The sequence below is a fragment of the Variovorax boronicumulans genome (genome assembly GCF_030812215.1).
Lineage (GTDB): Bacteria > Pseudomonadota > Gammaproteobacteria > Burkholderiales > Burkholderiaceae_C > Variovorax > Variovorax boronicumulans_C.
Genome location: NZ_JAUSSG010000003.1, coordinates 386,484 through 411,080, shown reverse-complemented (window position 1 = coordinate 411,080; position 24,597 = coordinate 386,484). Strand labels below are relative to the sequence as shown.

The 24,597-nt window shown below is 67.1% G+C and carries 20 protein-coding genes; 10 read left to right on the top strand and 10 right to left on the bottom strand.

Features of this window, described 5'->3' with window-relative positions:
- Positions 1–145 precede the first annotated feature (145 nt).
- The 4 genes from J2W23_RS11145 to J2W23_RS11130 all read left to right on the top strand — a co-directional run bounded on the left by J2W23_RS11145 (position 146) and on the right by J2W23_RS11130 (position 4,939).
- Positions 146–352 carry a hypothetical protein gene (locus J2W23_RS11145; RefSeq protein ID WP_176659674.1) on the top strand — a complete coding sequence of 69 codons (207 nt, stop codon included), beginning with the start codon at positions 146–148 and terminating at the stop codon, positions 350–352.
- A gap of 199 nt (positions 353–551) precedes the next feature.
- Complete coding sequence (locus J2W23_RS11140) at positions 552–1,310, top strand: hypothetical protein (RefSeq protein WP_307648754.1); 759 nt, start codon at positions 552–554, stop codon at positions 1,308–1,310.
- A gap of 33 nt (positions 1,311–1,343) precedes the next feature.
- Positions 1,344–4,112: a magnesium-translocating P-type ATPase gene (mgtA, locus tag J2W23_RS11135; protein ID WP_307648753.1), complete on the top strand. Its 2,769-nt coding sequence runs from the start codon at positions 1,344–1,346 to the stop codon at positions 4,110–4,112.
- Between the two features lie 110 nt (positions 4,113–4,222).
- Positions 4,223–4,939: an MgtC/SapB family protein gene (locus tag J2W23_RS11130; protein ID WP_307648752.1), complete on the top strand. Its 717-nt coding sequence runs from the start codon at positions 4,223–4,225 to the stop codon at positions 4,937–4,939.
- On the opposite strand, the gene J2W23_RS11125 is transcribed toward J2W23_RS11130, so the two are convergent.
- From J2W23_RS11125 to xdhC, 4 genes are all read right to left on the bottom strand, one after another.
- A complete protein-coding gene (locus J2W23_RS11125; protein WP_176659670.1) occupies positions 4,940–6,382 on the bottom strand; it encodes an NAD-dependent succinate-semialdehyde dehydrogenase in 1,443 nt (480 codons plus the stop codon).
- 181 nt (positions 6,383–6,563) lie between these two features.
- On the bottom strand, positions 6,564–7,904 hold the full coding sequence (locus J2W23_RS11120) for a glycerate kinase type-2 family protein (protein WP_307648751.1): 1,341 nt from the start codon (positions 7,902–7,904) through the stop codon (positions 6,564–6,566).
- Between the two features lie 68 nt (positions 7,905–7,972).
- On the bottom strand, positions 7,973–9,181 hold the full coding sequence (locus J2W23_RS11115) for a urate hydroxylase PuuD (RefSeq protein ID WP_307648750.1): 1,209 nt from the start codon (positions 9,179–9,181) through the stop codon (positions 7,973–7,975).
- A gap of 215 nt (positions 9,182–9,396) precedes the next feature.
- Positions 9,397–10,203, bottom strand: a complete 807-nt coding sequence (gene xdhC / locus J2W23_RS11110) for a xanthine dehydrogenase accessory protein XdhC (RefSeq protein ID WP_307648749.1) — start codon at positions 10,201–10,203, stop codon at positions 9,397–9,399.
- A 53-nt stretch (positions 10,204–10,256) separates the two neighbouring features.
- On the opposite strand from xdhC, the gene J2W23_RS11105 reads away from it, so the two are divergent.
- On the top strand, positions 10,257–10,754 hold the full coding sequence (locus J2W23_RS11105; RefSeq protein WP_176659666.1) for a hypothetical protein: 498 nt from the start codon (positions 10,257–10,259) through the stop codon (positions 10,752–10,754).
- Between the two features lie 2 nt (positions 10,755–10,756).
- On the opposite strand, the gene uraH is transcribed toward J2W23_RS11105, so the two are convergent.
- Positions 10,757–11,107 carry a hydroxyisourate hydrolase gene (gene uraH, locus J2W23_RS11100; RefSeq protein ID WP_307648748.1) on the bottom strand — a complete coding sequence of 117 codons (351 nt, stop codon included), beginning with the start codon at positions 11,105–11,107 and terminating at the stop codon, positions 10,757–10,759.
- Between the two features lie 96 nt (positions 11,108–11,203).
- Here uraH and J2W23_RS11095 point away from each other — a divergent pair, with 96 nt between their 5' ends.
- From J2W23_RS11095 to J2W23_RS11075, 5 genes are all read left to right on the top strand, one after another.
- Positions 11,204–11,878, top strand: a complete 675-nt coding sequence (locus J2W23_RS11095) for a GntR family transcriptional regulator (protein ID WP_093058863.1) — start codon at positions 11,204–11,206, stop codon at positions 11,876–11,878.
- A gap of 7 nt (positions 11,879–11,885) precedes the next feature.
- Positions 11,886–12,851 (top strand): allantoinase PuuE, encoded by a 966-nt coding sequence (puuE, locus tag J2W23_RS11090; protein ID WP_176659664.1) that lies wholly within the window; start codon positions 11,886–11,888, stop codon positions 12,849–12,851.
- Between the two features lie 2 nt (positions 12,852–12,853).
- Positions 12,854–14,632, top strand: a complete 1,779-nt coding sequence (uraD, locus tag J2W23_RS11085; RefSeq protein WP_307648747.1) for a 2-oxo-4-hydroxy-4-carboxy-5-ureidoimidazoline decarboxylase — start codon at positions 12,854–12,856, stop codon at positions 14,630–14,632.
- A 19-nt stretch (positions 14,633–14,651) separates the two neighbouring features.
- Positions 14,652–15,878, top strand: coding sequence for a M20 family metallopeptidase (locus J2W23_RS11080; protein WP_307648746.1), 1,227 nt, complete (start codon positions 14,652–14,654; stop codon positions 15,876–15,878).
- A 203-nt stretch (positions 15,879–16,081) separates the two neighbouring features.
- Positions 16,082–17,776 carry an S-layer protein gene (locus tag J2W23_RS11075; RefSeq protein ID WP_307648745.1) on the top strand — a complete coding sequence of 565 codons (1,695 nt, stop codon included), beginning with the start codon at positions 16,082–16,084 and terminating at the stop codon, positions 17,774–17,776.
- Positions 17,777–17,816: 40 nt separating this feature from the next.
- Here J2W23_RS11075 and J2W23_RS11070 read toward each other — a convergent pair whose 3' ends face one another.
- The 5 genes from J2W23_RS11070 to J2W23_RS11050 form a co-directional block, all read right to left on the bottom strand.
- Positions 17,817–18,692 carry a 2OG-Fe(II) oxygenase gene (locus tag J2W23_RS11070; protein WP_307648744.1) on the bottom strand — a complete coding sequence of 292 codons (876 nt, stop codon included), beginning with the start codon at positions 18,690–18,692 and terminating at the stop codon, positions 17,817–17,819.
- 21 nt (positions 18,693–18,713) lie between these two features.
- On the bottom strand, positions 18,714–19,379 hold the full coding sequence (locus tag J2W23_RS11065; protein WP_307648743.1) for a hypothetical protein: 666 nt from the start codon (positions 19,377–19,379) through the stop codon (positions 18,714–18,716).
- A 57-nt stretch (positions 19,380–19,436) separates the two neighbouring features.
- The gene (locus tag J2W23_RS11060) at positions 19,437–20,099 is read right to left on the bottom strand and encodes a hypothetical protein (RefSeq protein WP_307648742.1); all 663 of its coding nucleotides are present in this window, start codon (positions 20,097–20,099) and stop codon (positions 19,437–19,439) included.
- Positions 20,096–21,511 (bottom strand): cytochrome-c peroxidase, encoded by a 1,416-nt coding sequence (locus J2W23_RS11055; RefSeq protein ID WP_373423917.1) that lies wholly within the window; start codon positions 21,509–21,511, stop codon positions 20,096–20,098. Before J2W23_RS11055 ends, J2W23_RS11060 begins: the two co-directional genes overlap by 4 nt.
- A 98-nt stretch (positions 21,512–21,609) precedes the next feature.
- The gene (locus J2W23_RS11050; protein WP_373423916.1) at positions 21,610–24,054 is read right to left on the bottom strand and encodes an alkaline phosphatase family protein; all 2,445 of its coding nucleotides are present in this window, start codon (positions 24,052–24,054) and stop codon (positions 21,610–21,612) included.
- Positions 24,055–24,597 lie beyond the last annotated feature (543 nt).

The following is a 24,597-nucleotide window of genomic DNA, read 5'->3' as shown; positions in this document are numbered from 1 at the left end:
TGGCCGCCGTGCACGCAGCGTGACCCGTTCGCCATTCAGGCCAGCGGTTCTCCCCTTCCGAAAATCCCGTCGTTCTCCGTCACTGACTTTTTCAGTCAGCTTGCGTGTCCGTGCGCGAGGTCCTTCCACACGAAGGAGCCTTGTCATGCGTCAGATTCAACTTCGTCAGCAGCAGCAACTCCAGCCGGTGCAGCAGCCTGCGCGCCCGTCGGCACACGTGCCTGCGCGCGCGGTGTCGGCGCAGGACGTGGAAAACGAAACGCTGGACCGGGCCGCCGCGCTCTGGACCACGCGGCGCATCCGCAGCTTCTTCCTGCTGCTTGAGCAACCGCCCCGCGCAGCGCAACGCTGACGCGCTGGCACACCGGACCGCACCACAGATCGCAAGGAGGCCACCATGGACCCAGACCCTCTCTGGCGCCCTAGCGCGCCCCACCCATCGATGCCCACCACAACGCAGCGCGCCGTGCTGCGAAGGATGCCTGCCGGCTGATTGAAGCGGGAGGTTCTTCCTTCGCGGGCGCCGCACCCGAACGAAGGAGAACCTCACCATGACCCGCGAACGCCTGCGGCGTGTCGTGCGGCGAACGGCCACGGCCGCCCGCCTCACCGCCCCCCGCCACTACCCTCACCGTCCTCTGTCTCGCCTGTGGGCGGCATACCTCTGCGGCCTCGCGGCAACGCAGACGCATGCCGCCGGCGGACACCATTCGGTGGACGACGCCGCGATCCTCGATGCGGACCAATGCCAGATCGAGACCTGGACCGACCGGCACGCGGACAGCGCGCAAGGCCTGCTCCACATCGGTCCTGCGTGCCGCGTCGGTGCGGTCGAACTCGGCCTGAACCTGGAGCGCGAGCACAGTGGCGAAGGCCGCACCGTGCGCGTCGGCCCGCAGGTCAAGTGGGCCTTCGACATCAATGACCGCCTGAGCGTCGGCGTGCTCGCCACGGTCGGCTGGCAAAGCGCCGCGCATGAAACCGCATTGCGCTTCGCGAGCAGCAGCGTCGTGGTCCCTGTGACCTGGCAGATCGACGAAAGCTGGCGCGCCCACGTCAACCTGGGCCGCGACTTCCGTCGCGCGCAGCCCAGCACCAGCCATTCGGGCGCGGCCATCGAATGGAGCGCCCTGCCCTCCGTTTCGTTCGTCGCCGAGCGCTTTCGCGAAGGCGGCGGCAACGCATGGCGCGCCGGCGTGCGCTGGATGCCGATGCAGGCGCTGAGCATCGACCTGAGCCGCGCACGCGGCCTGCGCGCCGACGCACCCGCGTGGTGGACGCTGGGCCTCACCTGGACCTTTGCGCGCTGATCCCATCGCTTCCCTCATCAAGGAGAAAACAACATGAAGAAAAACGTCCTGAAGTCCCTCTTCGAGAGCTTCCTGCGCAGCCGCCACATGCTGCATCACTTCGAGCGCTGGCAGACGCTGCTGGGCGCCAAGCCCGTCGGCGTGAGCTCGGTCGCGATGCCGCCCGACATCGCGAAAGCGCTGGCCACGGCATCGCGCACCGACGCGGGCGAAATGCTCGTCAAGCTCAACAGCTCGCCGCAGGGCTTGAGCGAGGGCCATGCGCAGGTGCTGCGCAAGCGCCTGGGCAGCAATGAGGTGCGCCACGAGCAGCCGCTGCCGTGGTGGACGCATCTGTGGCAGTGCTACCGCAATCCCTTCAACCTGCTGCTCACGGTGCTGGCACTGATCTCGTACGTGACCGAGGACATGAAGGCCACGCTCGTGATCGGCAGCATGGTGGTGCTGTCGACGGTGCTGCGCTTCCTGCAGGAGTCGCGCTCCAACAAGGCGGCCGACCGGCTCAAGGCGATGGTGAGCAACACCTCCACGGTGCTGCGGCCCGCGCCGGGTCGCAAGGCCGGCGCCGCGGGCGACGAGGGCTTCGATGCCACGCACGCGGGCACGGTGCGCGTCGAGGTGCCGATGCGCGACCTCGTGCCGGGCGACGTGATCGCGCTCTCGGCCGGCGACATGATCCCGGCCGACTGCCGCCTGCTGACCGCCAAGGACCTGTTCATCAGCCAGTCCGCGCTGACGGGCGAGGCCATGCCGGTCGAGAAATTCTCCATCGACCGCGGCGACCACGAAGCCGGTGTGCTCGAACGCGAAAACCTGCTCTTCATGGGCACCAACGTGATCAGCGGCACCGCCACCGCGGTCATCGTCCACACCGGCGACCGCACCTTCTTCGGCGCCCTCGCACAGCGCGTGACGGCCACCGACCGCGGCACCAGTGCCTTCCAGGCCGGCATCAACCGCGTGAGCTGGGTGCTGATCCGCTTCATGCTGGTGATGGCGCCACTGGTGCTGGTGATCAACGGCGTGGCCAAGGGCGACTGGTGGGAGGCGGCGCTGTTCGCGCTGTCGATCGCGGTGGGCCTCACGCCCGAGATGCTGCCGATGATCGTGACCGCCACGCTCGCCAAGGGCGCGGTCGTGATGTCGCGCCAGAAGGTGATCGTCAAGCGCCTCGAAGCGATTCACAACTTCGGCGCGATGGACGTGCTGTGCACCGACAAGACCGGCACGCTCACGCAGGACCGCATCGTGCTGGAGCGCCACACCAACGCGTGGGGCGAGGCCTCCAACCATGTGCTGCAGCTCGCCTACCTGAACAGTTTTCACCAGACGGGCCTGAAGAACCTGCTCGACAAGGCGGTGCTGAACCACGCCGAGATGCAACCGGAGACGCGGCTGCAGACCGCCTATCGCAAGATCGACGAAGTGCCCTTCGACTTCTCGCGCCGCCGCATGTCGGTGGTGGTGGAGAACGGCGGCAGCGAGCACCTGCTGATCTGCAAGGGCGCGCTGGAAGAGATTCTGTCGGTGTGCACGTCGGTCGAGCGCGGCGCCGAGGTGCTGGCACTCGATGCGGAGCTGCTCGCACGCATCCACAACGTGGCCTCGGAGCTGAACGCCCAAGGCCTGCGCGTGGTGGCCGTGGCAAGCCGCACGCTGGCGACAGAAGCACGCAAGGCGGCCTACAGCGTGGCCGACGAATCGGGGCTCACGCTGCTGGGGTACGTGGCCTTTCTCGATCCGCCGAAGGAATCGACCGCCCCCGCATTGCGCGCGCTGGCCGAGCACGGCGTGGCGGTGAAGGTGCTGACGGGCGACAACGAACTGGTCACGCGCAAGGTCTGCGGCGACGTGGGCATCGCGGCCGGCCACATCGTGCTCGGCCGCGAGATCGAGGACCTGCGCGACGACGAACTGCGCGTGCTGGTCGAACAGCACCAGGTGTTCGCCAAGCTCACGCCCGCGCACAAGGAGCGCATCGTGCACGCGCTGCATGCCAACGGGCACGTGGTGGGCTTCATGGGCGACGGGATCAACGACGCGCCGGCGCTGCGCGCGGCGGACATCGGCATCTCGGTGGACGGCGCGGTGGACGTGGCCAAGGAATCGGCCGACATCATCCTGCTGGAGAAGAGCCTGATGGTGCTGGAGCAAGGCGTGGTCGAGGGTCGCCGCACCTTCGCCAACATGCTCAAGTACATCAAGCTCACCGCGAGCTCGAACTTCGGCAATGTGTTCTCGGTGCTGGTGGCGAGCGCGTTCCTGCCCTTCCTGCCGATGCTGCCGCTCCACCTGCTGGTGCAGAACCTGCTGTACGACGTGTCGCAGATCGCGATTCCGTTCGACAACGTGGACGAGGAATTCCTGAAGTCGCCGCAGCGCTGGAACCCGGCGGACCTCGGGCGCTTCATGGTGTTCTTCGGGCCGCTGAGCTCGGTGTTCGACATCCTGACCTACACGGTGATGTGGTTCGTGTTCGCGGCCAACACGGTGGAGCACCAGACGCTGTTCCAGTCGGGCTGGTTCATCGAGGGGCTGCTGTCGCAGACGCTCATCGTGCACCTGATCCGCACCCGCAAGATCCCGTTCCTGCAAAGCCGCGCGGCCTGGCCGCTGCTGGCGATGGGAGCGGCGATCGCGGCCGTGGGCATCTGGCTGCCGATGGGGCCGCTCGCGCACTACTTCAAGCTGCAGGCGCTGCCGCTGGCCTACTTCCCGTGGCTCGTGGCGATGCTGGTGGGGTATGCGGTGCTGACGCAGACGGTCAAGGGGTGGTACGCGCGGCGGTATGGGTGGCAGTGAGGGCTGTTTGTTTGACGCTCTTGTTCAGGGCGGGTGCCGCCCTGAACAAAGCTACATGCAGATGACACCCAAGCCCCGCAAACTGGGCACAAAACATCGAAAGCCGTCTGATGCAAGCCATCCAAAACTTCAACCTGCCCTCGCTGCTCGACACCTTCGTCAGCGTGGCAGTCGCCTTCGCCCTCGGCTCTCTGATCGGCCTGGAGCGCCAGATACGCCAGCGCGCCGCGGGCCTGCGCACCAACACGCTCGTGGCGGTGGGTGCGGCGGTGTTCGTGGACATGGCGAATCGCCTGCACGGCCACGACGGGGCCGTGCACGTGGCGGCCTACGTGGTCTCGGGCATCGGCTTCCTGGGCGCGGGCGCGATCATGAAAGAAGGCACCAACATCACCGGACTGAACACGGCGGCCACGCTGTGGGGGTCGGCGGCGGTGGGTGCTTGCGCGGGCGCCGACCTGATCGGCGAAGCGATGATCGCCGCCATGTTCGTGCTGGCCAGCAACACGCTGCTGCTTCCGGTGGTCAACCGCATCAACCGCCGCCCGATCAAGGAGGAGTCGAGCGAGGCGACCTACACGGTGCGGGTGATCTGCTCGCGCGCAGCACGGCCCGAGGTGATGGACCAGCTGCTGCTCCTGCTCGAAGCCGCGAACTACCCGGTGCGCGATGTCGACCAGCACGCCTTCGGGCCGGCCGACACGGAAATCGAAGCGACGTTGTATGCCACCGCGGTCGAGCCATTGGAGCTCGACCAGGTGATTACAGAACTCGAAGCGCTGGATGGCGTCCAGCAGGCCTTCTGGAACGCCAGCGCAGACGACTGATCAGACGCCGAGGATCGACACCGCCTTGGTGTTCAGGTAGGCCTCGAGCGCTTCGGGGCCGCCTTCCGAACCGTAGCCCGAATCCTTCACGCCGCCGAACGGCATTTCGGGCGACGGGGTGGCGGGCTGGTTGATCCACAGCATGCCCAGCTCGAGCTTCTGGCTCAGCAGGTGCGCGCTCTTGATCGACTTGGTGAAGGCGTAGCCGGCCAGGCCGAAGGGCAGGCGGTTGGCTTCGGCGATGGCTTCGTCGAGGGTGTCGAAACCGCGGATCGCAGCGATGGGGCCGAAGGGTTCGTTGTTGAACACGTCGGCGTCCAGCGGCACGTCGGTCAGCACGGTGGGGGCGAAGAAGTTGCCCGAGTCGCCAACACGTTCGCCGCCGGCGGCCACGGTGGCGCCCTTCTTGCGCGCGTCTTCCAGCACATAGGCCATCGCGGTGAGGCGGCGGGCATTGGCCAGCGGGCCGATGGTCGTGCCTTCGGCGAGGCCGTCGCCGAGCTTCAGGCCCTCGGTGTACTTGACCAGCGTGCGGGCGAATTCTTCGCGCAGGCTGTTGTGCACCAGGAAGCGGGTCGGCGAGATGCAGACCTGGCCGGCATTGCGGAACTTGGCGGCGCCGGCGGCCTTGACGGCCAGGGCGACGTCGGCGTCTTCAGCCACGATCACCGGTGCGTGGCCGCCCAGTTCCATCGTGACGCGCTTCATGTGCGAACCGGCCAGCGCGGCCAGTTGCTTGCCGACCGGGGTCGAACCGGTGAAGGTGACCTTGCGGATGATCGGGTGGGCGATCAGGTAGTTCGAGATTTCGGCGGGGTTGCCGAACACGAGGCCCACGGTGCCGGGCGGAATGCCGGCGTCCACAAAGGCCTGCAGCAGCGCGGCGGGCGATGCCGGGGTTTCTTCGGGCGCCTTCACCAGGAACGAGCAGCCGGTGGCCAGCGCCGCGCCGAGCTTGCGCACGATCTGGTTGATGGGGAAGTTCCACGGCGTGAAGGCGGCGACGGGGCCGAGCGGCTCCTTCAGCACGAGCTGCTGCGCGGCCAGGTTGCGCGAGGGCACGATGCGGCCGTAGACGCGGCGGCCTTCGTCGGCGAACCATTCGATGATGTCGGCGGCGGCCAGCGTCTCGCCCTTGGCTTCGGCGAGCGGCTTGCCCTGTTCTTGCGTCAGCAGCTTGGCGATGTCGCCGGCGCGTTCACGGATGAGGCCGGCGGCGCGGCGCATGACGGCGGCGCGTTCGTTGGCGGGGGTGTTGCGCCACTTCTCGAAACCGCGTTGCGCGGCGGCCAGGGCGCGGTCCAGGTCGGCAATGCTGGCATGCGCCACCTTGCCGATGGCCTTGCCGGTGGCGGGGTTCACGACGTCCAGCGTCTTGCCGCCGGTGGCGTCGACCCATTCGTTGTCGATCAGCAGGCGGGTGTCGGTGTAGGTGGCGGTCATGGCGAACTTTTCCTTCGGGACGGGATGATGAAAAGGGGAAATCTGGGTGCGCGGCGCGGCACTCCGGGAGAGGCGCGCATGCGACAACGGCGGCAAATTGCCGCCGGGTGCATAGATTAACCCGAGTTAACAGTCTCCGCCGGGGCTCGGAAATCGCCCTTTCTGCCCCATTCAGCCATCGTTACAGGATCAAAAGCGCACGGAAGTCGTTGACGTTGGTGTTCGTCGGCCCGGTCACGAACAAGTCGCCGATGGCATCGAAATAGCCATAGGCGTCGTTGCGGTCGAGGTGGTCCGACAGCTTCCTGCCCGCAGCCGTGGCGCGCGACAGCGTGTCGGGCGTGACGAAGGCACCGGCGTTGTCTTCCACGCCGTCGATGCCGTCGGTGTCGGCGGCCAGCGCCCACACGTTCGGCACGCCCATGAGCGCACCGGCCAGGCCCATGCAGAACTCGCCCGCCCGGCCGCCGCGGCCCTTGGCCTGGCCCGGCTGGCGGGGGCGGATCGTGACCGTGGTCTCGCCGCCCGAAAGAATGACGCAGGGCCGCGCGAACGGCTGGCCGCGTTGGGCTGCGGCGCGGGCCAACGCGGCATGCACCTTGCCGACCTCGCGCGATTCGCCTTCGATCTCGTCGCTGAGGATGTGCGCCTCGATGCCGGCTTCGCGCGCCGCCTTGGCCGCCGCTTCGAGCGACTGCTGGGGCGTGGCGATCATGTGGGTCTCGTGGCCGGTGAAGGCCTTGTCGTTCGGCTTGGGCGTTTCGAGTTCGCCGCTTTGCAGCTGCGCCCGCACGGGTGCGGGCACTTCGATGCCGTAGCGGTCGAGGATGGCGAGCGCCTCGGCGCAGGTGGTCGCATCGGGCACCGTGGGACCGCTCGCAATGACCGCCGGGTCGTCGCCCGGCACGTCGCTGATGGTGAGCGTGACCACGCGGGCCGGCGCGCACGCCGCCGCCAGGCGGCCGCCCTTGATGCGCGAGAGGTGCTTGCGCACGCAGTTCATCTCGCCGATGTGCGCGCCGCTGTCGAGCAGTTGCTTGTTGATGCGCTGCTTGTCGGCCAGCGTGAGGCCTTCGGCCGGCAGCACCAGCAGCGACGAACCGCCGCCGGAGATCAGGCACAGCACGAGGTCGTCGGCCGTGAGCCCCTGCGTGAGCGCGAGGATGCGCTCGGCCGCCTGCTGCCCGGCCGCATCGGGCACGGGATGCGCGGCCTCGACGAGCTCGATGCGCTGCGGCACGCCTTCGGGGCGCGGCGGAATGTGGTCGTAGCGGGTGACGACGAGGCCCGAGAGCGGCGCATCGGCCGGCCAGAGAGCTTCGAGCGCCTGCACCATCGAGCCGCCTGCCTTGCCGGCGCCAAGCACCAGCGTGCGTCCCTTGGGCGGCTTGGGCAGATGGGCGCCCAGCGTGGACAGCGGCAGCGCGCGGTCCACCGCCACGCGGTAGAGGTGTTCGAGGAATGCGCGGGGTGCTTCGCGCGGATCGGGCGCGGGCCCGAAGGACGGGGTCGATGCGGTCATGGCTTGCTTTGTCTCCATCCGGCGATTGTGCGGGGAGCGGCAGCCCCGCTCTCTTGACCGCGGTCTATCTAGTTCGTCTTTGCCCCGGCCTGGAACCAGCGGCCGATGAGCGCCCGCTCCTCGTCCGTGATGCCGGTCGCGTTGTTCATCGGCATGATCTTCGTGACCACCACCTGCTGGTAGATCGCCTGCGCATGCGCCGTCACCTGGTCGGGCGTGTCGACGCGCACGTTCTTCATCTGCACCGCCGCGCCGTGGCACATGAAGCAGCGCTGCTCGAGCACCTTCTGCACATCTGCATAAGCGACTGCGGGCGCCGCAGCGGCTGCCACGGGAGGCGCAGCGGCCGGCTCGGGCTTCATCCAGACAATCGTGAGGCCCAGCACCACGATGCCGACCAGCGCATAGGGCAGCGGATTGCCCGCGTTGCCGAGCTTGAAGCGGTGGCGCACCACGAAGAACTGGCGAATGGCCGCGCCGCCCAGCATGATGAGCAGCAGCACCACCCAGTTGTACTTGTGCGTGTAGGTGAAGCTGTAGTGGTTGCTCAGCATCGCGAACAGCACCGGCAGCGTGAAGTAGGTGTTGTGCACGCTGCGCTGCTTGCCGCGCTGGCCGTGCACCGGGTCGACCGGACGGCCTTCGCGCAGTGCCTGCACGTTCTTGCGCTGGCCCGGGATGATCCAGAAGAACACGTTGCCGCTCATCGTCGTGGCCATCATGGCGCCCACCAGCAAGAAGGCCGCGCGGCCCGCGAACCACTGGCAGGCCAGCCAGGTCGCGAAGACGATGAAGATCGCGATCAGCACGCCGACGATGGTGTCGCCGTTCTTGCGGCGTCCGAAGATCTGGCAGATGCCGTCGTAGACCATCCAGAACACCACGAAGAACGCCAGCGCGACGGCGATGGCGGCGCCGGGCTGCCAGTCCATCTTCGACTTGTCGATGAGGTAGGTGCTCGCGTTCCACAGGTACGACATGGTGAAGAGCGTGAACCCGGTGATCCAGGTGGAGTAGCTCTCCCAGTACGACCAGTGCAGGTGGTCCGGCAGCTTCTTGGGCGCCAGCGCGTACTTCTGCATGTTGTAGAAGCCGCCGCCGTGCACGGCCCACTGCTCGCCGCCCACGCCCTTGTCGAGCGATTCGGGGTCCTGCGGCTTCTCGAGGCTGTTGTCCAGCATCACGAAGTAGAAGGAGGCGCCGATCCAGGCGATGGCGGTGATGACGTGGACCCAGCGCAGCAGCAGGTTGGCCCAGTCGAGGTAGTAGCTTTCCATGTGGTGCTCTCTCAACCCGGTCGGCGCGTGAGGACACCGAGACGGGGTTTCAGCCTGCTCACCACTGCGGGCGCTGTAAGCAGAGAAAGTGCCGCGAACGCAGGCTCCAGAAAATGGGCCTCGCTCCGCTGCGGCTTGTTGTGGACCGAAAGTGTATACAGTTTTGGCAAGAGGCGGAACGCTTTTTTGGGGCGTCGCCGCCGGGAAAACCCTGTTCAGCCCAGCGATTGCAACAACTGTGCCGCCACCGCCACCGCGATCACCTCGGGCTCCTTGCCGGTGATGCCGGGCACGCCGATCGGGCAGGTGATGCGCGCCAGCTCGTCCGCCGTGAAGCCGCGCGCCTCGAGCCGGTGGCTGAAGGTGGCCCACTTGGTCTTGCTGCCGATGAGGCCGATGTAGGGCAGGTCGTTGCGCGTGCGCAGACGCTTGAGACAGGCGATGACGATGTCGAGGTCCTCGGCATGGCTGAAGCTCATGATCAGCACGCGGCTGCCCGGGGCGAGTGCGGCGACGGCGTCCTGCACGGGCTCGGAATGCTCTGTGTCGATCTGCGCGGGGAGTTCGTCGGGGAAGACGCCGTCGCGGCTGTCGATCCAGCGCACCGAGAACGGCAGCGCGGCGAGCAGTCGCGCGAGCGCGGCGCCCACGTGCCCGCCGCCGAACAGCGCCACGGGCTTGAGCTGGGCGACCAGTTCGCGCTGCAATGCGGGCGCGTCGGCGGCCGTGATGCGCTGGTACGACAGGAACATCACGCCGCCGCAGCATTGGCCGAGGCTCGGGCCGAGCGGGTAGCGCTGGATGCCGTCGATGGCGCGCCTGCCCGCGAGCAGTTCACGCGCTTCCTGCGTAGCCTGGAACTCGAGCTGCCCGCCGCCGATGGTGGCCGTGAGCGCATCGGCCCACACCGCCATCCACGTGCCGGCCTCGCGCGGTGCCGAGCCCTGCGTGGACTCGACGCGCACCAGCACCGCGTCTTCTTTTCGAAGACGCGCCAGCAATTGATCGACCGCACCGCTCATGCCCGATACCTTCGGTTGCCGGGCCCGCGAGGACTCACGGTATAAACCCGGCGATGAATGCCCAGCTTACGCCGCGCCGCCTTGCATTGGCGGCATCCGTTCTTTCGTGCGCCCTCTGGCTCGCCGGGTGCGGAAGCCCCGGGGCCGTTCCCGGCCAGTTGAGCAGCGCCAAAGGTGGCGCATCCGGCGCCGTGCCGCGCGCATCGAATGCGGCCACCGCGCGCGACTACCGGCGCGATGCGGCGCGCCATGTGTACGACCTCAATCGCTCGCGCATCTACAGCGGGCAACTGCCGCCCATCCTCTACGCCGTCGGCACGCTGCAGGTGAACCTGGACACCGGCGGCAAGGTCGTCTCGATGCACTGGCTGCGCGCGCCGCAGCATGCGCCCGAGGTCATCGCCGAGATCGAACGCGCCGTGCTGCAGGCCGCGCCCTTCCCGGCCGCCACGCGGCTCGGCGCGGTGACGTGGACGGACACCTGGCTCTGGGACAAGAGCGGCCGGTTCCAGCTCGACACGCTCACCGAAGGCCAGCAACAAGGCGACTGACATCAAGACCCGCGGTAGGTGGAGTAGCTCCACGGGCTGACCAGCAGCGGCACGTGGTAGTGCTGGTCAGTGTGCGCCACGCCGAAATCCAGCGACACCTTGTTCAGGAAATTCGGCTCCGGCAGCTTCACGCCGCGCGCCTTGAAGTAACCCGCCACGTCGAACACCAGGCGGTAGGTGCCGACCTTGATCGAGTTGTTGTCGTAGAGCGGACCGTCGCTGCGGCCGTCCGAATTCAGCGTGAAGCGCTTCACCAGCGTGGCGGCGTCGCCATCGGTGGTGTACAGCGCCACTTCCATGCCGGCCGCGGGGCCGCCGTGCATCGTGTCCAGTACGTGAGTGCTCAAGCCCATGGGGCGCTCCTTCGAAGATCGAGCGCCAGGGCTCGGATCGGGTGCGGGATATTCCGGTGGACAAAAGTGTATACAGTTCCCGGCTTTGGGTCTATCATGAAAAACATGGAGTCCTCCACCACCCGTTCGATCGTCGATGCCCTCACGAAGGCCATCGTCGAGCATCGCCTGCAACCCGGCACCAAGCTCGCCGAGCAGAAGCTGGCCGATCACTTCGGCGTCTCGCGCACGCTGGTGCGCCAGGCGCTGTTCCAGCTCTCGCAGAACAAGCTGATCCGCCTGGAGCCCGCGCGCGGTGCCTTCGTTGCGGCGCCGGCCGTTGACGAAGCCAAGCAGGTGTTCGCGGTGCGCCGCATGCTCGAGGCCGAGATGACGCGCGAGTTCGTGCGCACCGTCACGCCCGCCAAGATCAAGGCGCTGAAAGAACACGTCGCGCTTGAAAAGTCGGCGGTCTCGGGCGAAGACATTTCGGGCCGCACCGAGCTGCTCGGCGACTTCCACGTGCGCATGGCCGAGCTCATGGGCAACCAGGTGCTGGCGCAGATCCTGGGCGAGCTGATCTCGCGCTGCGCCCTCATCACGCTCATGTACCAGAGCGCGAGCGCGGCCGAGCACTCCAACGACGAGCACGCCGACATCGTGAAGGCGCTGGCCGCCCGCGACGAAGAACGCGCCGTGCGCCTCATGACCGAACACCTGGAACACGTCGAGGCCAACCTCACCTTCGACCGCAAGGTTCCGACCAACGACATCTCCCTCGCGCTGTCCTGAAAAGCCTATGACCGTCTACGACACCACCCTGCCCTATCCGCGCGACCTCGTCGGCTACGGCCGCAACCCGCCGCATGCCCAGTGGCCGGGCGGCGCGCGCATTGCGGTGCAGTTCGTCCTCAACTACGAAGAGGGCGGCGAGAACGCCACGCTGCACGGCGACGCGGGCTCCGAGCAGTTCCTCTCCGAGATGTTCAATCCGGCGAGCTTCCCGGACCGCCACATCAGCATGGAAGGCATCTACGAATACGGCTCGCGCGCAGGCGTCTGGCGCATCCTGCGCGAGTTCGAAAAACGCGGCCTGCCGCTCACCGTGTTCGGCGTGGGCATGGCACTGGAGCGCTACCCCGAGTTGACGGCTGCCTTCAAGGAACTGGGCCACGAGATCGCCTGCCACGGCTGGCGCTGGATTCACTACCAGAACCTCGATGAAGCCACCGAGCGCGAGCACATGCGCCTGGGCATGGAGGCCATCGAAAAGCTCACCGGCGAGCGCGCCCTCGGCTGGTACACCGGCCGCGACAGCCCGCGCACCCGGCGCCTGGTGGCCGACTACGGCGGCTTCGAGTACGACAGCGACTACTACGGCGACGACCTCCCCTTCTGGATGAAGGTGCAGAAGACCGACGGCACCGTCGTGCCGCAGCTCATCGTGCCCTACACGCTCGACTGCAACGACATGCGCTTCGCGCTGCCGCAGGGCTACTCGCACGCCGATCCGTTCTTCCAGTACATGAAGGACACCTTCGATGCGCTCTATGCCGAAGGCGATCCCGACGGCGACAACAGCCCCAAGATGATGAGCATCGGCATGCACTGCCGCCTGCTCGGGCGGCCCGGCCGCATCACCGCGCTGCAGCGCTTTCTCGACCACATCGCGCAGCATGACCGCGTGTGGGTCTGCCGGCGCGTGGACATCGCGCGGCACTGGAAGCAGGCGCATCCCTTCACATCGGCCGTCACAGGAAGCTGACCATGAGCCTCACCATCGCCCAACTCAATGCTGCCGTGCCGGCCGAAGCCGTTGCCCTGCTCGATGGCATCTATGAACACTCGCCGTGGATCGCGCAGCGCGCGCTCGCCGCGCGCCCCTTCCGTTCGCTCGCGCACCTGAAGCACGCGTTGGTGAAGGCGCTGGCCGCATCGTCCGCCGACGAGCAGATCGGCCTCATCCGCGCCCACCCGGAGCTCGCGGGCAAGGCCATGGTGAGCAAGACGCTCACGGCCGAATCGACCAACGAGCAGAGCAAGGCCGGCCTCACCGACTGCACGCCCGAAGAGTTCGCCAAGATCCAGAAGCTCAACGCCGACTACAACGCGAAGTTCGGCTTTCCGTTCATCCTCGCGGTGCGCGGCCCGCGCGGCACGGGTCTGGCCAAGCGCGAGATCATCGAGACCTTCGAGCGGCGTCTCTTCAACCATCCTGAGTTCGAACTCGGCGAAGCGCTGCGCAACATCCATCGCATCGCCGAGATCCGCCTCGACGACAAGTTCGCCGCCGACGTCACGCTCGGCAACGACGTGTGGGACTGGCAGGAACAGCTCTCGGTGCACACCGACCCCGGCTATGCCGAGAAGGGCCAGCTCACCGTCACCTACCTCACCGACGCGCACCGCGCCTGCGCCGCGCAGATCAGCGCGCTGATGCGCGACGTGGGCTTCGACTCGGTGCACATCGACGCAGTGGGCAACGTGGTCGGCCGCTACGAAGGCGCGACCGCGGATGCCAAGACCCTGCTCACCGGCTCGCACTACGACACCGTGCGCAACGGCGGCAAATACGACGGGCGCCTGGGCATCTTCGTGCCGATCGCCTGCGTGCGCGAACTCGCGCGGCAAGGCAAGCGCCTGCCATTCGCCTTCGAGGTCGTCGGCTTCGCGGAAGAAGAAGGCCAGCGCTACAAGGCGACCTTCCTCGGCTCGGGCGCGCTCATCGGCCACTTCGACCAGCGCTGGCTCGACCAGAAGGACGCCGACGGCATCACCATGCGAGAGGCCATGCAGCACGCGGGCCTGAAGCAGGAAGACATTCCGAAGATCCAGCGCGATCCCGCGCGCTACCTCGGCTTTGTCGAAGTGCACATCGAGCAGGGCCCGGTGCTCACCGAGCTCGACCTGCCGCTGGGCATCGTCACCGCCATCAACGGCGGCGTGCGCTTCGTGGGCGAGGTGATCGGCACGGCCAGCCACGCCGGCACCACGCCGATGGACCGCCGCCGCGACGCCGCCGCCGCGGTGGCCGAACTCATCCTCTACACCGAGCAGCGCGCCGCGAAAGACGGCGACTCGGTCGGCACCGTCGGCATGCTCGAAGTGCCCAGCGGCTCCATCAACGTCGTGCCGGGCCGCTGCAAGTTCAGCCTCGACATGCGCGCGCCCAACAACGCGCAGCGCGATGCGCTGACCGCCGACGTGCTCGCCGAATTGAAGGCCATCTGCGAACGCCGCGGCGTGCGCTACGAGATCGAGGAAAGCATGCGCGCCTCGGCCGCACCGAGCGCTCCCGCGTGGCAGCAGCGCTGGGAGAAGGCGGTCGATGCGCTGGGCATTCCGCTGTTCCGCATGCCCAGCGGCGCCGGCCACGACGCGATGAAGCTGCACGAGGTGATGCCGCAGGCCATGCTCTTCGTGCGCGGCATCAACTCGGGCATCAGCCACAACCCGCTCGAATCGAGCACCAACGACGACATCCAGCTCGCGGTGCAGGCCTTCCAGAACCTGCTGAACGACCTCGCAGCCGAACAAGCCCACTGACTCTCAAAAGAACAAAACCATGACCGACTACGCCAAGCTCGACGCCTGGATCGACGCCCACTTCGACGAGGAAGTGAAGTTCCTGCAGGAACTCGTGCGCGTGCCCACCGACACCCCGCCCGGCAACAACGCACCGCACGCCGAGCGCACCGCCGAGCTCTTGAAGGACTTCGGCCTCGACGCCGAGAAGCACGCCGTGCCCGCGCAAGAGGTGAAGGACTACGGCCTCGAATCGATCACCAACCTGATCGTGCGCCGCCAATACGGCACCGGCGGCCGCACCGTCGCGCTCAACGCCCACGGCGACGTGGTGCCGCCGGGCGAAGGCTGGACGCACGACCCCTACGGCGGCGAGATCGCCGACGGCAGCCTCTACGGCCGCGCCGCCGCGGTGAGCAAGAGCGACTTCGCAAGCTTCACCTTCGCCCTGCGCGCACTGGAAGCCGTCGCCAAGCCGAGCAAGGGCAGCGTCGAACTGCACTTCACCTACGACGAAGAATTCGGCGGCATCCTCGGCCCGGGCTGGCTGCTCCAGAAGGGCCTGACCAAGCCCGACCTGATGATCGCGGCCGGCTTCAGCTACGAAGTCGTCACCGCCCACAACGGGTGCCTGCAGATGGAAGTGACGGTGCACGGCAAGATGGCCCACGCCGCCATTCCGACGACCGGTGTCGATGCGCTGCAAGGCGCGGTGAAGATCCTGAACGCGCTCTATGCGCAGAACACGCTCTACGAGCAGGTCACGTCGAAGGTCGAGGGCATCACGCACCCGTACCTCAACGTCGGCCGCATCGAGGGCGGCACCAACACCAACGTCGTGCCCGGCAAGGTGGTGTTCAAGCTCGACCGCCGCATGATCCCCGAGGAGAACCCGGTCGAGGTCGAGGCGACGATCCGCAAGGTGATCGCCGATGCGGCCGCCGAGAGTGCCGGCATCACGGTGGACATCAAGCGCCTGCTGCTGGCCAATTCGATGAAGCCGCTCGCGGGCAACAAGCCGCTGGTCGACGCGATCCAGAAGCACGGCGGCGAACTGTTCGGCGAGCCGATCAAGGCGATGGGAACGCCGCTCTACACCGATGTGCGCCTGTACGGCGAAGCCGGCATTCCCGGCGTGATCTACGGTGCCGGCCCGCGCACCGTGCTCGAGTCGCACGCCAAGCGCAGCGACGAGCGCGTGGTGCTCGAAGACCTGCGCCGCGCCACCAAGGTGGTGGCGCGCACGCTGAGCGACCTGCTGGCCTGAAGTCCGAGAGGCCCCGAGGCCGCCCTGCCCGTCAGCGGGCGGCCTTCAGCCGCTCGAGCTCGGCCTCTTCCTCGCGCAGCTTGCGCTCGCGCTGGCGCTCGGCACTTTCATCGCCGTGTCACGACGGGATTCCAGACTCCGGGTCTCTTTGAAACCCTGAAGCAACGGCCAGCCTCGTGCTGGCCGTTGCCTTGTCTGCCGTCATGAAATTGCATCCTCCCGCTCCCCGCTCCCCCGCCGCCCGCTTCTCCACCCTTGCGCTCGCCGCGGCCGCGCTGACCGCCTGCGGCGGTGGCTCCGGCGGTGGTGGCAATCCGTTCGCCGGGCTGCCTATCGTTCCTGCAGCACCGGCGCCTTCGCCTGCTGCACCGCCACCTCCCGCGCCGCCGGCCGCACCGACCGGCCGCTGGACCGTCGGCGACCTGCATGTGCACACCATCCAGTCGGACGACACCCAGCAGATCTCCACGCTCGACCAGGTGCTCGCCAAGGCCTTCGACCAGTTCGGGCTCGACTGGGCTGCGCTCTCGGACCACCTGCGCCTGTCGTCCTACGACAACGACGGCAACAAGCTGCCGGCGCAGACTCCCTTCTCGCTGGGCATGGCGAAGTACCAGGTGCCGCGCATCAAGGCGCTGCAGGCCGGCGGCAAGTACGCCGACAAGACGATCTTCTCGTCCTTCGAGTGGGACATGGCCACGCACGACCACGGCAACGTGGGCATCCTCACCGACAGCCCGATGTCGGATGCCGCGCTCAAGGCCGCGAGCCAGTTCGAATACCTGTTCACCAACCGCGACCCCGCGCTGTTCCCGGCCGACGACGTGGCGGCGTGGAATGCGAAGGACGCGCGCGCCTTCTCCACGCACGCCGACGTGCTCGCGGCCATCGCCTGGCTCAAGAAGAACTACCCGGACACGAGCTACCTGCAGATCAACCATCCCTCGCGCAACCCGGGCAAGTACACGGCCGCGCAGCTGCGCGAGATGAACGACGCCGCGCCCAGCATCGTGTTCTCGCTCGAAGGCATGGTCGGCAACCAGATGGAGCCCGACCGCGGCGGCTACAACAGCGCCTACATTCCGGCCAACCTGCCGTCCCGCACCTACGGCGGCGTGGACTACCTGGTCGCCAAGCTCGGCGGCACCTGGGACGCGCTGCTGTCCGAAGGCCGCCACATCTGGAACGTGGCGGATTCCGACTACCACTTCACCACCTCGCAGGGCCAGTACAGCAGCGGCTACGCGCCAGGCGAGTATGCGAAGAACCACCTCTGGGGCGACATCAAGGATCCGAAATCGCTGCTCGCGGCATTCCGCGCGGGCAAGCTCTTCGCGGTGAATGGCGGCCTGATCGATGCGCTCGACTTCAAGGTGCAGAGCGCCAAGGCCACGGGCGAGATGGGCGCCGAAGTGGTGGCCGCGCCGGGCGAGGACCTGAAGATCACCATCCGCTTCAGGAGCCCCGAGCGCAACAACTACGAGTTCCAGCTCGGCAGCGGCGTTTTTGCCAACGTGAAGCCGGTGGTCGATCACGTCGACCTCATCGCAGGCGACGTGACCGGCCGCGAAACCCCGGGCACGCCGGGCTACGCACGCGACACCAATCCATCGACCCGCGTGCTCAAGCGCTTCACGCGCAGCGACTGGAAGCTCGATGCCGACGGCTACTTCGCCGTGAGCTACACGGTGAAGGCCGGCAGCAACCAGTATTTCCGCCTGCGCGGCACCAACCTCGGAACCGACGTGCCCAACGAAACGGCCGGCGGCGAGCCGCTGTTCGATGCGCAGACGACCGGCGCGGACAACGTGGCGCGCTTCAACGCCATCAATGCGCGCAACTACGCCGACCTGTGGTTCTACTCGAACCCGGTGTTCGTGAAGGTGGCGGCGAAGTAAGCCGGCGCGAGCGGCCCGGCGCGCTCAGGCGTTCAGGCGTTCAAGCAGCGACGAAGCGGCGCTCGCGCATCCACTTCGTCATGACCCACTTGTCGCCCCGGGTCACGGGCGCGCTGGCATGCAGGGACCGCGTGTCGACGCGCCCGTTGCCATCGCAATACTCGAAGTAGCACGCATTGCCGCGAATCGGCGAGACCGCCAGGCCGAGCTGCGGAAAGACGGTCTGGCCGCCTTCCGGCACGTCATTGAGATAGGTCACCAGCGTGCTCACGCGCTGGCCGCTACGCGCAATCGATTCGCGGTTGGCGGCGTTGGTAGGCGCTAGGTAGTCGTGGTGCGGATCGCTGCCTGCACCTGTCGGGTAGTACAGCAACTGCAGCCCCTCGCCGTTTTCCAGCGGAAGGTTCATCAGCGCCGACAAGCGCCCGTCGAGGCGGGCGACCAGCTCGTTCTCGCAGAGGCGGAAGAACATGCCCCAGCTCGCGCGCTTGTCGCTCACCACATCGCGGCCGCTCATCGGATCGACCAGCGTGGAGGGCTTCAGCCGCGGCCGTGCCATCTCGATAAGGGCCTTGCATTCCTCCGCGTCCACGACGTTGCCGAGCGCGGCAAACACCGGGTCTTCACCGCGCGAGTGCACGACGATCTCGCGGTCGGCCGCGGGGATGCGCGTGCCCGGCGCGAGCCGCGCCACCGGCTTGGACGGCGCCTCGCCCGGCAGTTCGATGGCGTCGGCCGGCACGGGCCCGCCGCGCTGGCGCGCGTCGAGGTAGGCCGCGACGATGGCCTGCGCGGCCCGCTCGTTCATGCCCTGCCCCCGCATCGTGGCCATCAGCGCCTGCGGCATCTGGCCGGCATTGAGGTTGTGCGTGAGCCAGCGGCCCAGGTCGGGCGAGAAACGGACGACGGTGCTCATGGCGGGTTGCCTCTCAGCCTCTCAAACCGGCCCCGTCTGGGCGACCCAGCCCTTGTCGCCGCGCGTGAAACCCTGGCGCAGCTGCAGCTTGCCGCCCGCGCCGTGGGCGATGCGCGCGACCATCGGAAACACGCGCTGCGCGTCGGCGTCCTGCATCCACGGCACGGTGTCGATCTGGTAGGTGTAGCTCACCACCGCCATCGGACGTTGCGCGTTGGAAGCATCGACCTTGACGTCCACGATCTGCTCGCGCTTGAGATGCGCCACGCAGAAATCGTTGGCATGCGGTTGCCCGGCGCCCTGCACTGCCGACGCATGCGGCCTGTAGAACTTGCGGCCCGCGTCGGTCAGCTCGAAGCGCTTGACCGCGCCATCGGGGTTCTCGGTGCTCTTGGGCACGGCGACGATGGTGCTGTGCACCAGGCCCAGTTGCTCCATCACCGGGAACTGGATCGCGTGGCGGGCGCCGGAGCCGGCCTCGGCTTCGGTCAGGTCGATCGACCAGTCGAACATCGCGAGGCAGATGTCGCCGCGCTGGGCCAGGTAGTCGTCCAGCGGCGCCGCGAGGTTCTCTGCGGTGGGTGCGTTGGCATCGTGGCTGGTGCTGCACGCGGCCAGCGCGGCGACCAGGGCAATGCCCGCCAGGGTCCTGGCGTGGCGGCTCGGGCGAAGAGAGCGGAAATTCATGCGGGGTCTTGTTGTGGATTGACGGAGAGCGTGGCGGTCGTGGAGTCGGTCATTCAGTCAGTGCGCATCGAGTTCGTCCGCGACCCAGCCGCGCTGCGTCAGATGGACGCCCAGGCGCATCTGCATCGTTCCCTCGCGCTGGATGGCGCGCGCCAGCAGCGGAAAGGCTTGCTGCGCTTCCGGTGTCGCCGCCCAGGGTTCGAGCGCGATGCGGTAGGTGAAGAGCAGCGAGGTCGCGGTGCGGCCATCGCGCGTCTGCGGCGGGTCCCAGCCGATCAGGCGGTCCAGGCTGAGCGTGGCGGCGCAGAAGTCGGCCGGATGCGTGATGTTCTCGGTCGTGGTGCGGATCACCACGGGCACCTGCAGGTAGTGCTTGCGGCCCGCATCGGTCAGCGCGTATTCGCGGGCCGGCAAGCCGGCAGGCGCGTCCTTCGAGGTGGCGACGACATCCTTGCCGGCCACCAGCCCAAGCTTCTCGAGCACCGGCATCTGCTGCGCATCGGGGTCGCGCGATCCGGCCGCCACGGTGATCGGCCACTCGTACTTGGCCAGGCACACATGGCCGCGCTGCGCGAGGTAGTCGTTGGTCGTCGCGGTGAAGTTTTCCTGGCTCGGGATGCGCGCCGCTTCGTTGTCGCAACCGGCGAGCAAAGCCGACATCACCAGCAAGGACACGGCGCCGCCGATGCACCGAAGGATGGCGCTTGCATTCGTCTTCACTTCACGCACCTGCCGCTGGCCGATGGTGCGGAGGAAGGCTGGTAGCCATCGCTCAGCGTGCCCAGGAAGCAGACCAGGTCGGCGATCTGCTGCGGCGTCATGACCGGGGTGGAACCGGGCGCGCGCGGCTTCGTGCCGCTGGCGAGCGTCTTGTCGCCGCCCTCGCCGGTTCCCATCGGCAGTTCCTCGTCGATGCTGCCTTGCTGCACGGGCGGCAGGTCGTTGAACCTGTCGACTGCTGCGCCCGGCACATGGGTGGGTTGCAGCGCCCAGACCGGGTTGGCCTGGGGTGCACCGGTGCCGTCGTTCTTCGCCGGATACCAGTACTCCGGGTTCGTGTCCCGCGTGTTGTAGAAGTTGACGACCTGCTCCAGCGAATGGAGCACGCCGTTGTGGAAGAAGGCCCCGCGCGTTGCCACGTTGCGCAGCACGGGAACCTTGAACATGCCGCAGTACGGATGGGCCGTGCCGGGCGTGGCGGGCATGTAGTCGGTGCGGAAGGGGCCGCAGAGGCCCATGTCGAAATACTTCGGATCGTCGTTGGCCGGAATCGGGTCCGGGTTGTTCGGAATCGACCTGTCGTTGCGCGGCGCGCCCAGGGCCTGGTAGGTGAAGTCCGTCATCAGGCCGCTGTTGCCGTTGAAATTGGCGCCCGTGTAGTGGCAGCCCGAGCAGTTGGCAACGCCGGTGCTGTGGAACAGCACCTCGCCGCGCCGCTCGGCCGGCGTCAGCACGCCGCCGATCTTGTTGAAGACATACAGGTCGTACTTGCTGCTGTACGGATGAAAGCTCAGGTCCTCCGTCTCCAGTGCCTGGATCGCGGTGCCCAGGGCATCGAAGGCCGCATCGGTGTTGTCGAAGATGTCGGCGCCGAAGACCTGCTTGAACTGGCCGGCATAGGCGCCGTTCTGCACCGCCTTCACGACCGCGTCCTTCGAGCTGTTGTTCATCTCGACCGGGTTGAGCAGCGGCATGCCGGCCTGCGCCGCCAGCGTCGTCGCGCGGCCGTCCCACATGAAGCCGCCGCCCGGCGAATTGGAGGTCACGCCGTCGGGGTTCGGCGCGTCTTCGCTGAAGGCGGGTGTCGATTCCTTGTAGCGCAGCGAAGGCACGGCGCGCGCGCCGGTCTGCTTGATGTCGGAGCCCAGTTGCACCGAAATGCTGTTCGGCGGGCCGTAGGCGTACTGCGGGTCGTGGCAGCTCGCGCACGACATGTTCCTGCCGCTCGAGAGGTTCTTGTCGAAGAAGGCCAGCTCCCCGACCTGGGCCCGCGCACTCAGGACCTGCTTGCGCGGGGCGGAGGCGCTGTTTGCCGTCACCGCATGGCCATTGCCATCGCAGGCCGTCAAGGCCAATAGCGCTGCCGAAAGCGCCATGGCGAGGGGGGCCAACTTGTCCGTTGCCAGATTCATCAAAGGGGAAATCGCTTCAAGCTTTTGCCGCGGGGGTCCGCAGGCGAGACGCCTGCGAACCCTCCGCGGCTTTTCTGTCGTCTGTCGTCGGGGTCTGTTTACTTCGTCGCCCAGACGCTGCTCTGGCTCGCGTCGGCACCGACCTGCGGCGTGATCTGGCCTTCCAGCTTGCCCGTCTCCGGGTCCTGCACGCCGACGATGTCGTTCGCGTACAGCTTCTGCTTGTAGTTGGCCGGGATCACGTAGGCATGGTTGATCGGCCGCACCGAGTCGAAGTGCGTGTCCGCGCTGTTCTGGTACTCGGGCAGCGCCAGGATGTTGGCCGTGATGAACGCTTCCGAATACTTGGCGCGGTTCAGGTACGTCGCATCGACGGCCGGGTCGGCGATCTGGAACATGTCCTGCAGCGTGCGCAGGAACGAGAAGTGGCTGTAGGCGTCGCTGTCCGCGACCTTCTTCTTCGCCGTGCCCACGTCCTGCTGGTTGGTGAGGATGCCGAAGATCGAGTTGCCGTGGCCGAAGTTGCCGCCGGCGTAGTTGGCCGGCGGGGTGGTGGCGACGGCCTTGCCGCTCGCGTCCACGGTCACCGGTGCGGCGCCGGAGTTCGGGCCGCCCGCGTTCCAGCCGCAGCAAGAACCGTTGCTGCCGCCTTCGCCTTCGTCGAACATCACCACGATCGCCACGCGCTTGTGCGGGTTCTTCCACAGCGCCGAGTTCTGGATCGCCTTGACCGTCATGCCCAGGTAGATGTCGGCACGCTTGATGTTGGGGCCCTGGCCGTCGTTGCCGCCCTGGCAGCTCGCGTCGCTGCCCACGCCGTGCATGTCGTCGCACTGGTCCGGCACGATGAAGTTGATGTTGCCCACGTCGCCCGCGGCCAGGTCCTTGGAGAACTGGTCGTAGACCCAGCCGCTCGGCACCTTGTAGGCCGTGGTCTTGAGCCAGTCCGCTTCCTGGTACTGCGTGCCGAAGATGGTGCGGTTGGTGGCCGCGAACTCGGGCAGGTTGCGTGCGGACTGGAAGGCGATCGACGGACCGTGCTTGACCTTGTAGAGACCGTTCACCACCGCGAAGTTGGGCGTGCCGACAAGGGTCGGGATGGCCGAGCCGTCCAGGTTGGTGACGCCCTTCAGGCGGCTCGTGTCATATGTGGCGGTCACGCCGGCGTCGGCGATGCTGTCGCCGCGCACATCCTGGCCGGGGTTCATCGACTCGCTGTAGGTGCGGATGGTGCGGCCCGTCCTGGACATCAGCGTGAACAGGTTGTCGCCGGGAACGTTGTGCACGGTGCCGCCCGTCGGCGTGTCGCTGCAGGTCGCTCCGGCGGTCCCGCTCCAGCCGGCGCGCGTGTTCGTCGGCGGGCGATCGCCCTGGGCGGGCAGGGGCTGACCGTCGGAGGCGGTGCCGCCGGCGAATGCGACGTCCTTGATGTCGTAGGGCGCGACGGCGCCGCAGCCGAACCAGTTGTCGTCGTGGATACCGAAGTCGTCGCCGCCGCCCAGCGCGGTGTAGTTCGGCTCGGACGGGTTGCCGGTCGAGTAGTACGTGCTCAGCTGGTTGTAGTTGTTCAGGATGTGATTGATGTTCACGGCCCGCGGGTTGCCGACGATCGCATCGGTCGACTTGTTTTCTTCGATGATCACGAAGATGTTGTCGTAGGCCGGCACGCCTTCCACATTGAAGGCCGCCTGCTGCGCCTCTGCGAACGTGATGGCCGCCTGCTTCTGCGTCGGCGCCGAGGGGGTGGCCTTGGTGCCGTCGGAGTTGGTGAGGGTCACGCCCGCGAGGCCGACCAGGCGCGGGTCGCCGCCCGCGACGGCGAGGTTGTCGGGGAACATGTCCTTGCGGTCGAGCTTGGCCGTCGCGTAGGCGTAGCGGTTGGTCAGCTCGTTGTCCTGGTACAGCGCGGCGTACTGGGTGGCGCCGCCCAGGGTGTTCACGTCCGCCAGCGGGTCGCTGAACTTCGCATCGCCGAGGTTGAAGGCCGGGCCGTTCATGCGTGCGACGAGGTTGGCCTTTTCGGTCGCGTAGTCGCTGCCGTTGGCTTCCACCAGGCGCTGCGCTTCGCTCGACAGCGGGCTGATGACGATCTTGTCCGCGCCCTGGTCGGCGATCTGCGCCGCCGAGGCGCGCAGGATCAGGTGGCTGGCCACGGCAGCGCCGGTGGCGGTGTTGGTCGCCGAGGTGCCGATGTCGGCCACCAGCTGTCCGGTGGCGCTGGTGGTCAGCGTGAACTTGCCGCTTGCATCGGTGACGGTCGAGGTTTCGCCGCTGTCGAGCACGCCGTTGCCGTTGGCATCGACGAAGACGGTGGCCTTCTGGTAGTAGCCGGGCTTCAGGGTCGGGTTGCCGGTGGTGCTGCCCGGCACGTAGCCGCTGGCGGCCACCACGCCGCTGTAGGTCGTGCTGCTCGTGTTGCTCGGGGGAGGAACGATCGGGAAGAAGCCGCTCCCTCCGTCGCTTCCGCCGCCGCAAGCGGCCAGCACGCAGGCTGCAACCGTCGTCAATGACGAGAGCAAAACTCTTTTCTGGAAAATCATCATATATATGGGGCAGTTGGTTATCGATGGTTTTGACCGGCCTTCATGAGGCATGCGGGCATCGTGCGTTTGAGTACGAAACGCCACATCGAGGAGCAATGTAGAAATAGCGGGTGACATCCATGTGTCAAAAGAGCAGCGGGCTTTTTGCTAATTCTTTGCTAATTCAATGAATACATTTACGGCGCGCCAATTCACAGCCACAGGCATCCTGACCGCGGGCTGACCTATTGATTAGGAAAGAATTAGGGCGAAGATTGCGCTGGGTCGGACGTGGAGCCCTGCGGGCCGAAGACGGCCCCGCCTATGACTGGGCAGAGGGCGCAAACCGCTTTGTGTTCGAGTCCCCGGTATTGACAGCGGCTCGATGAATTCGATTTACACGTTACCTCAGGCAATTGGCATGTGCAATTGCCCTGCGCAATTCAATTGCCACCGGCAGCGGAACATGCTGCCCGATGAGTGCTTGAGCCGCGCCCCTGCCGAAGGAATTGGCTCCGCCCTAAATCATCGAGATAGACAATTAATCTCGGCCAATGGCATTGC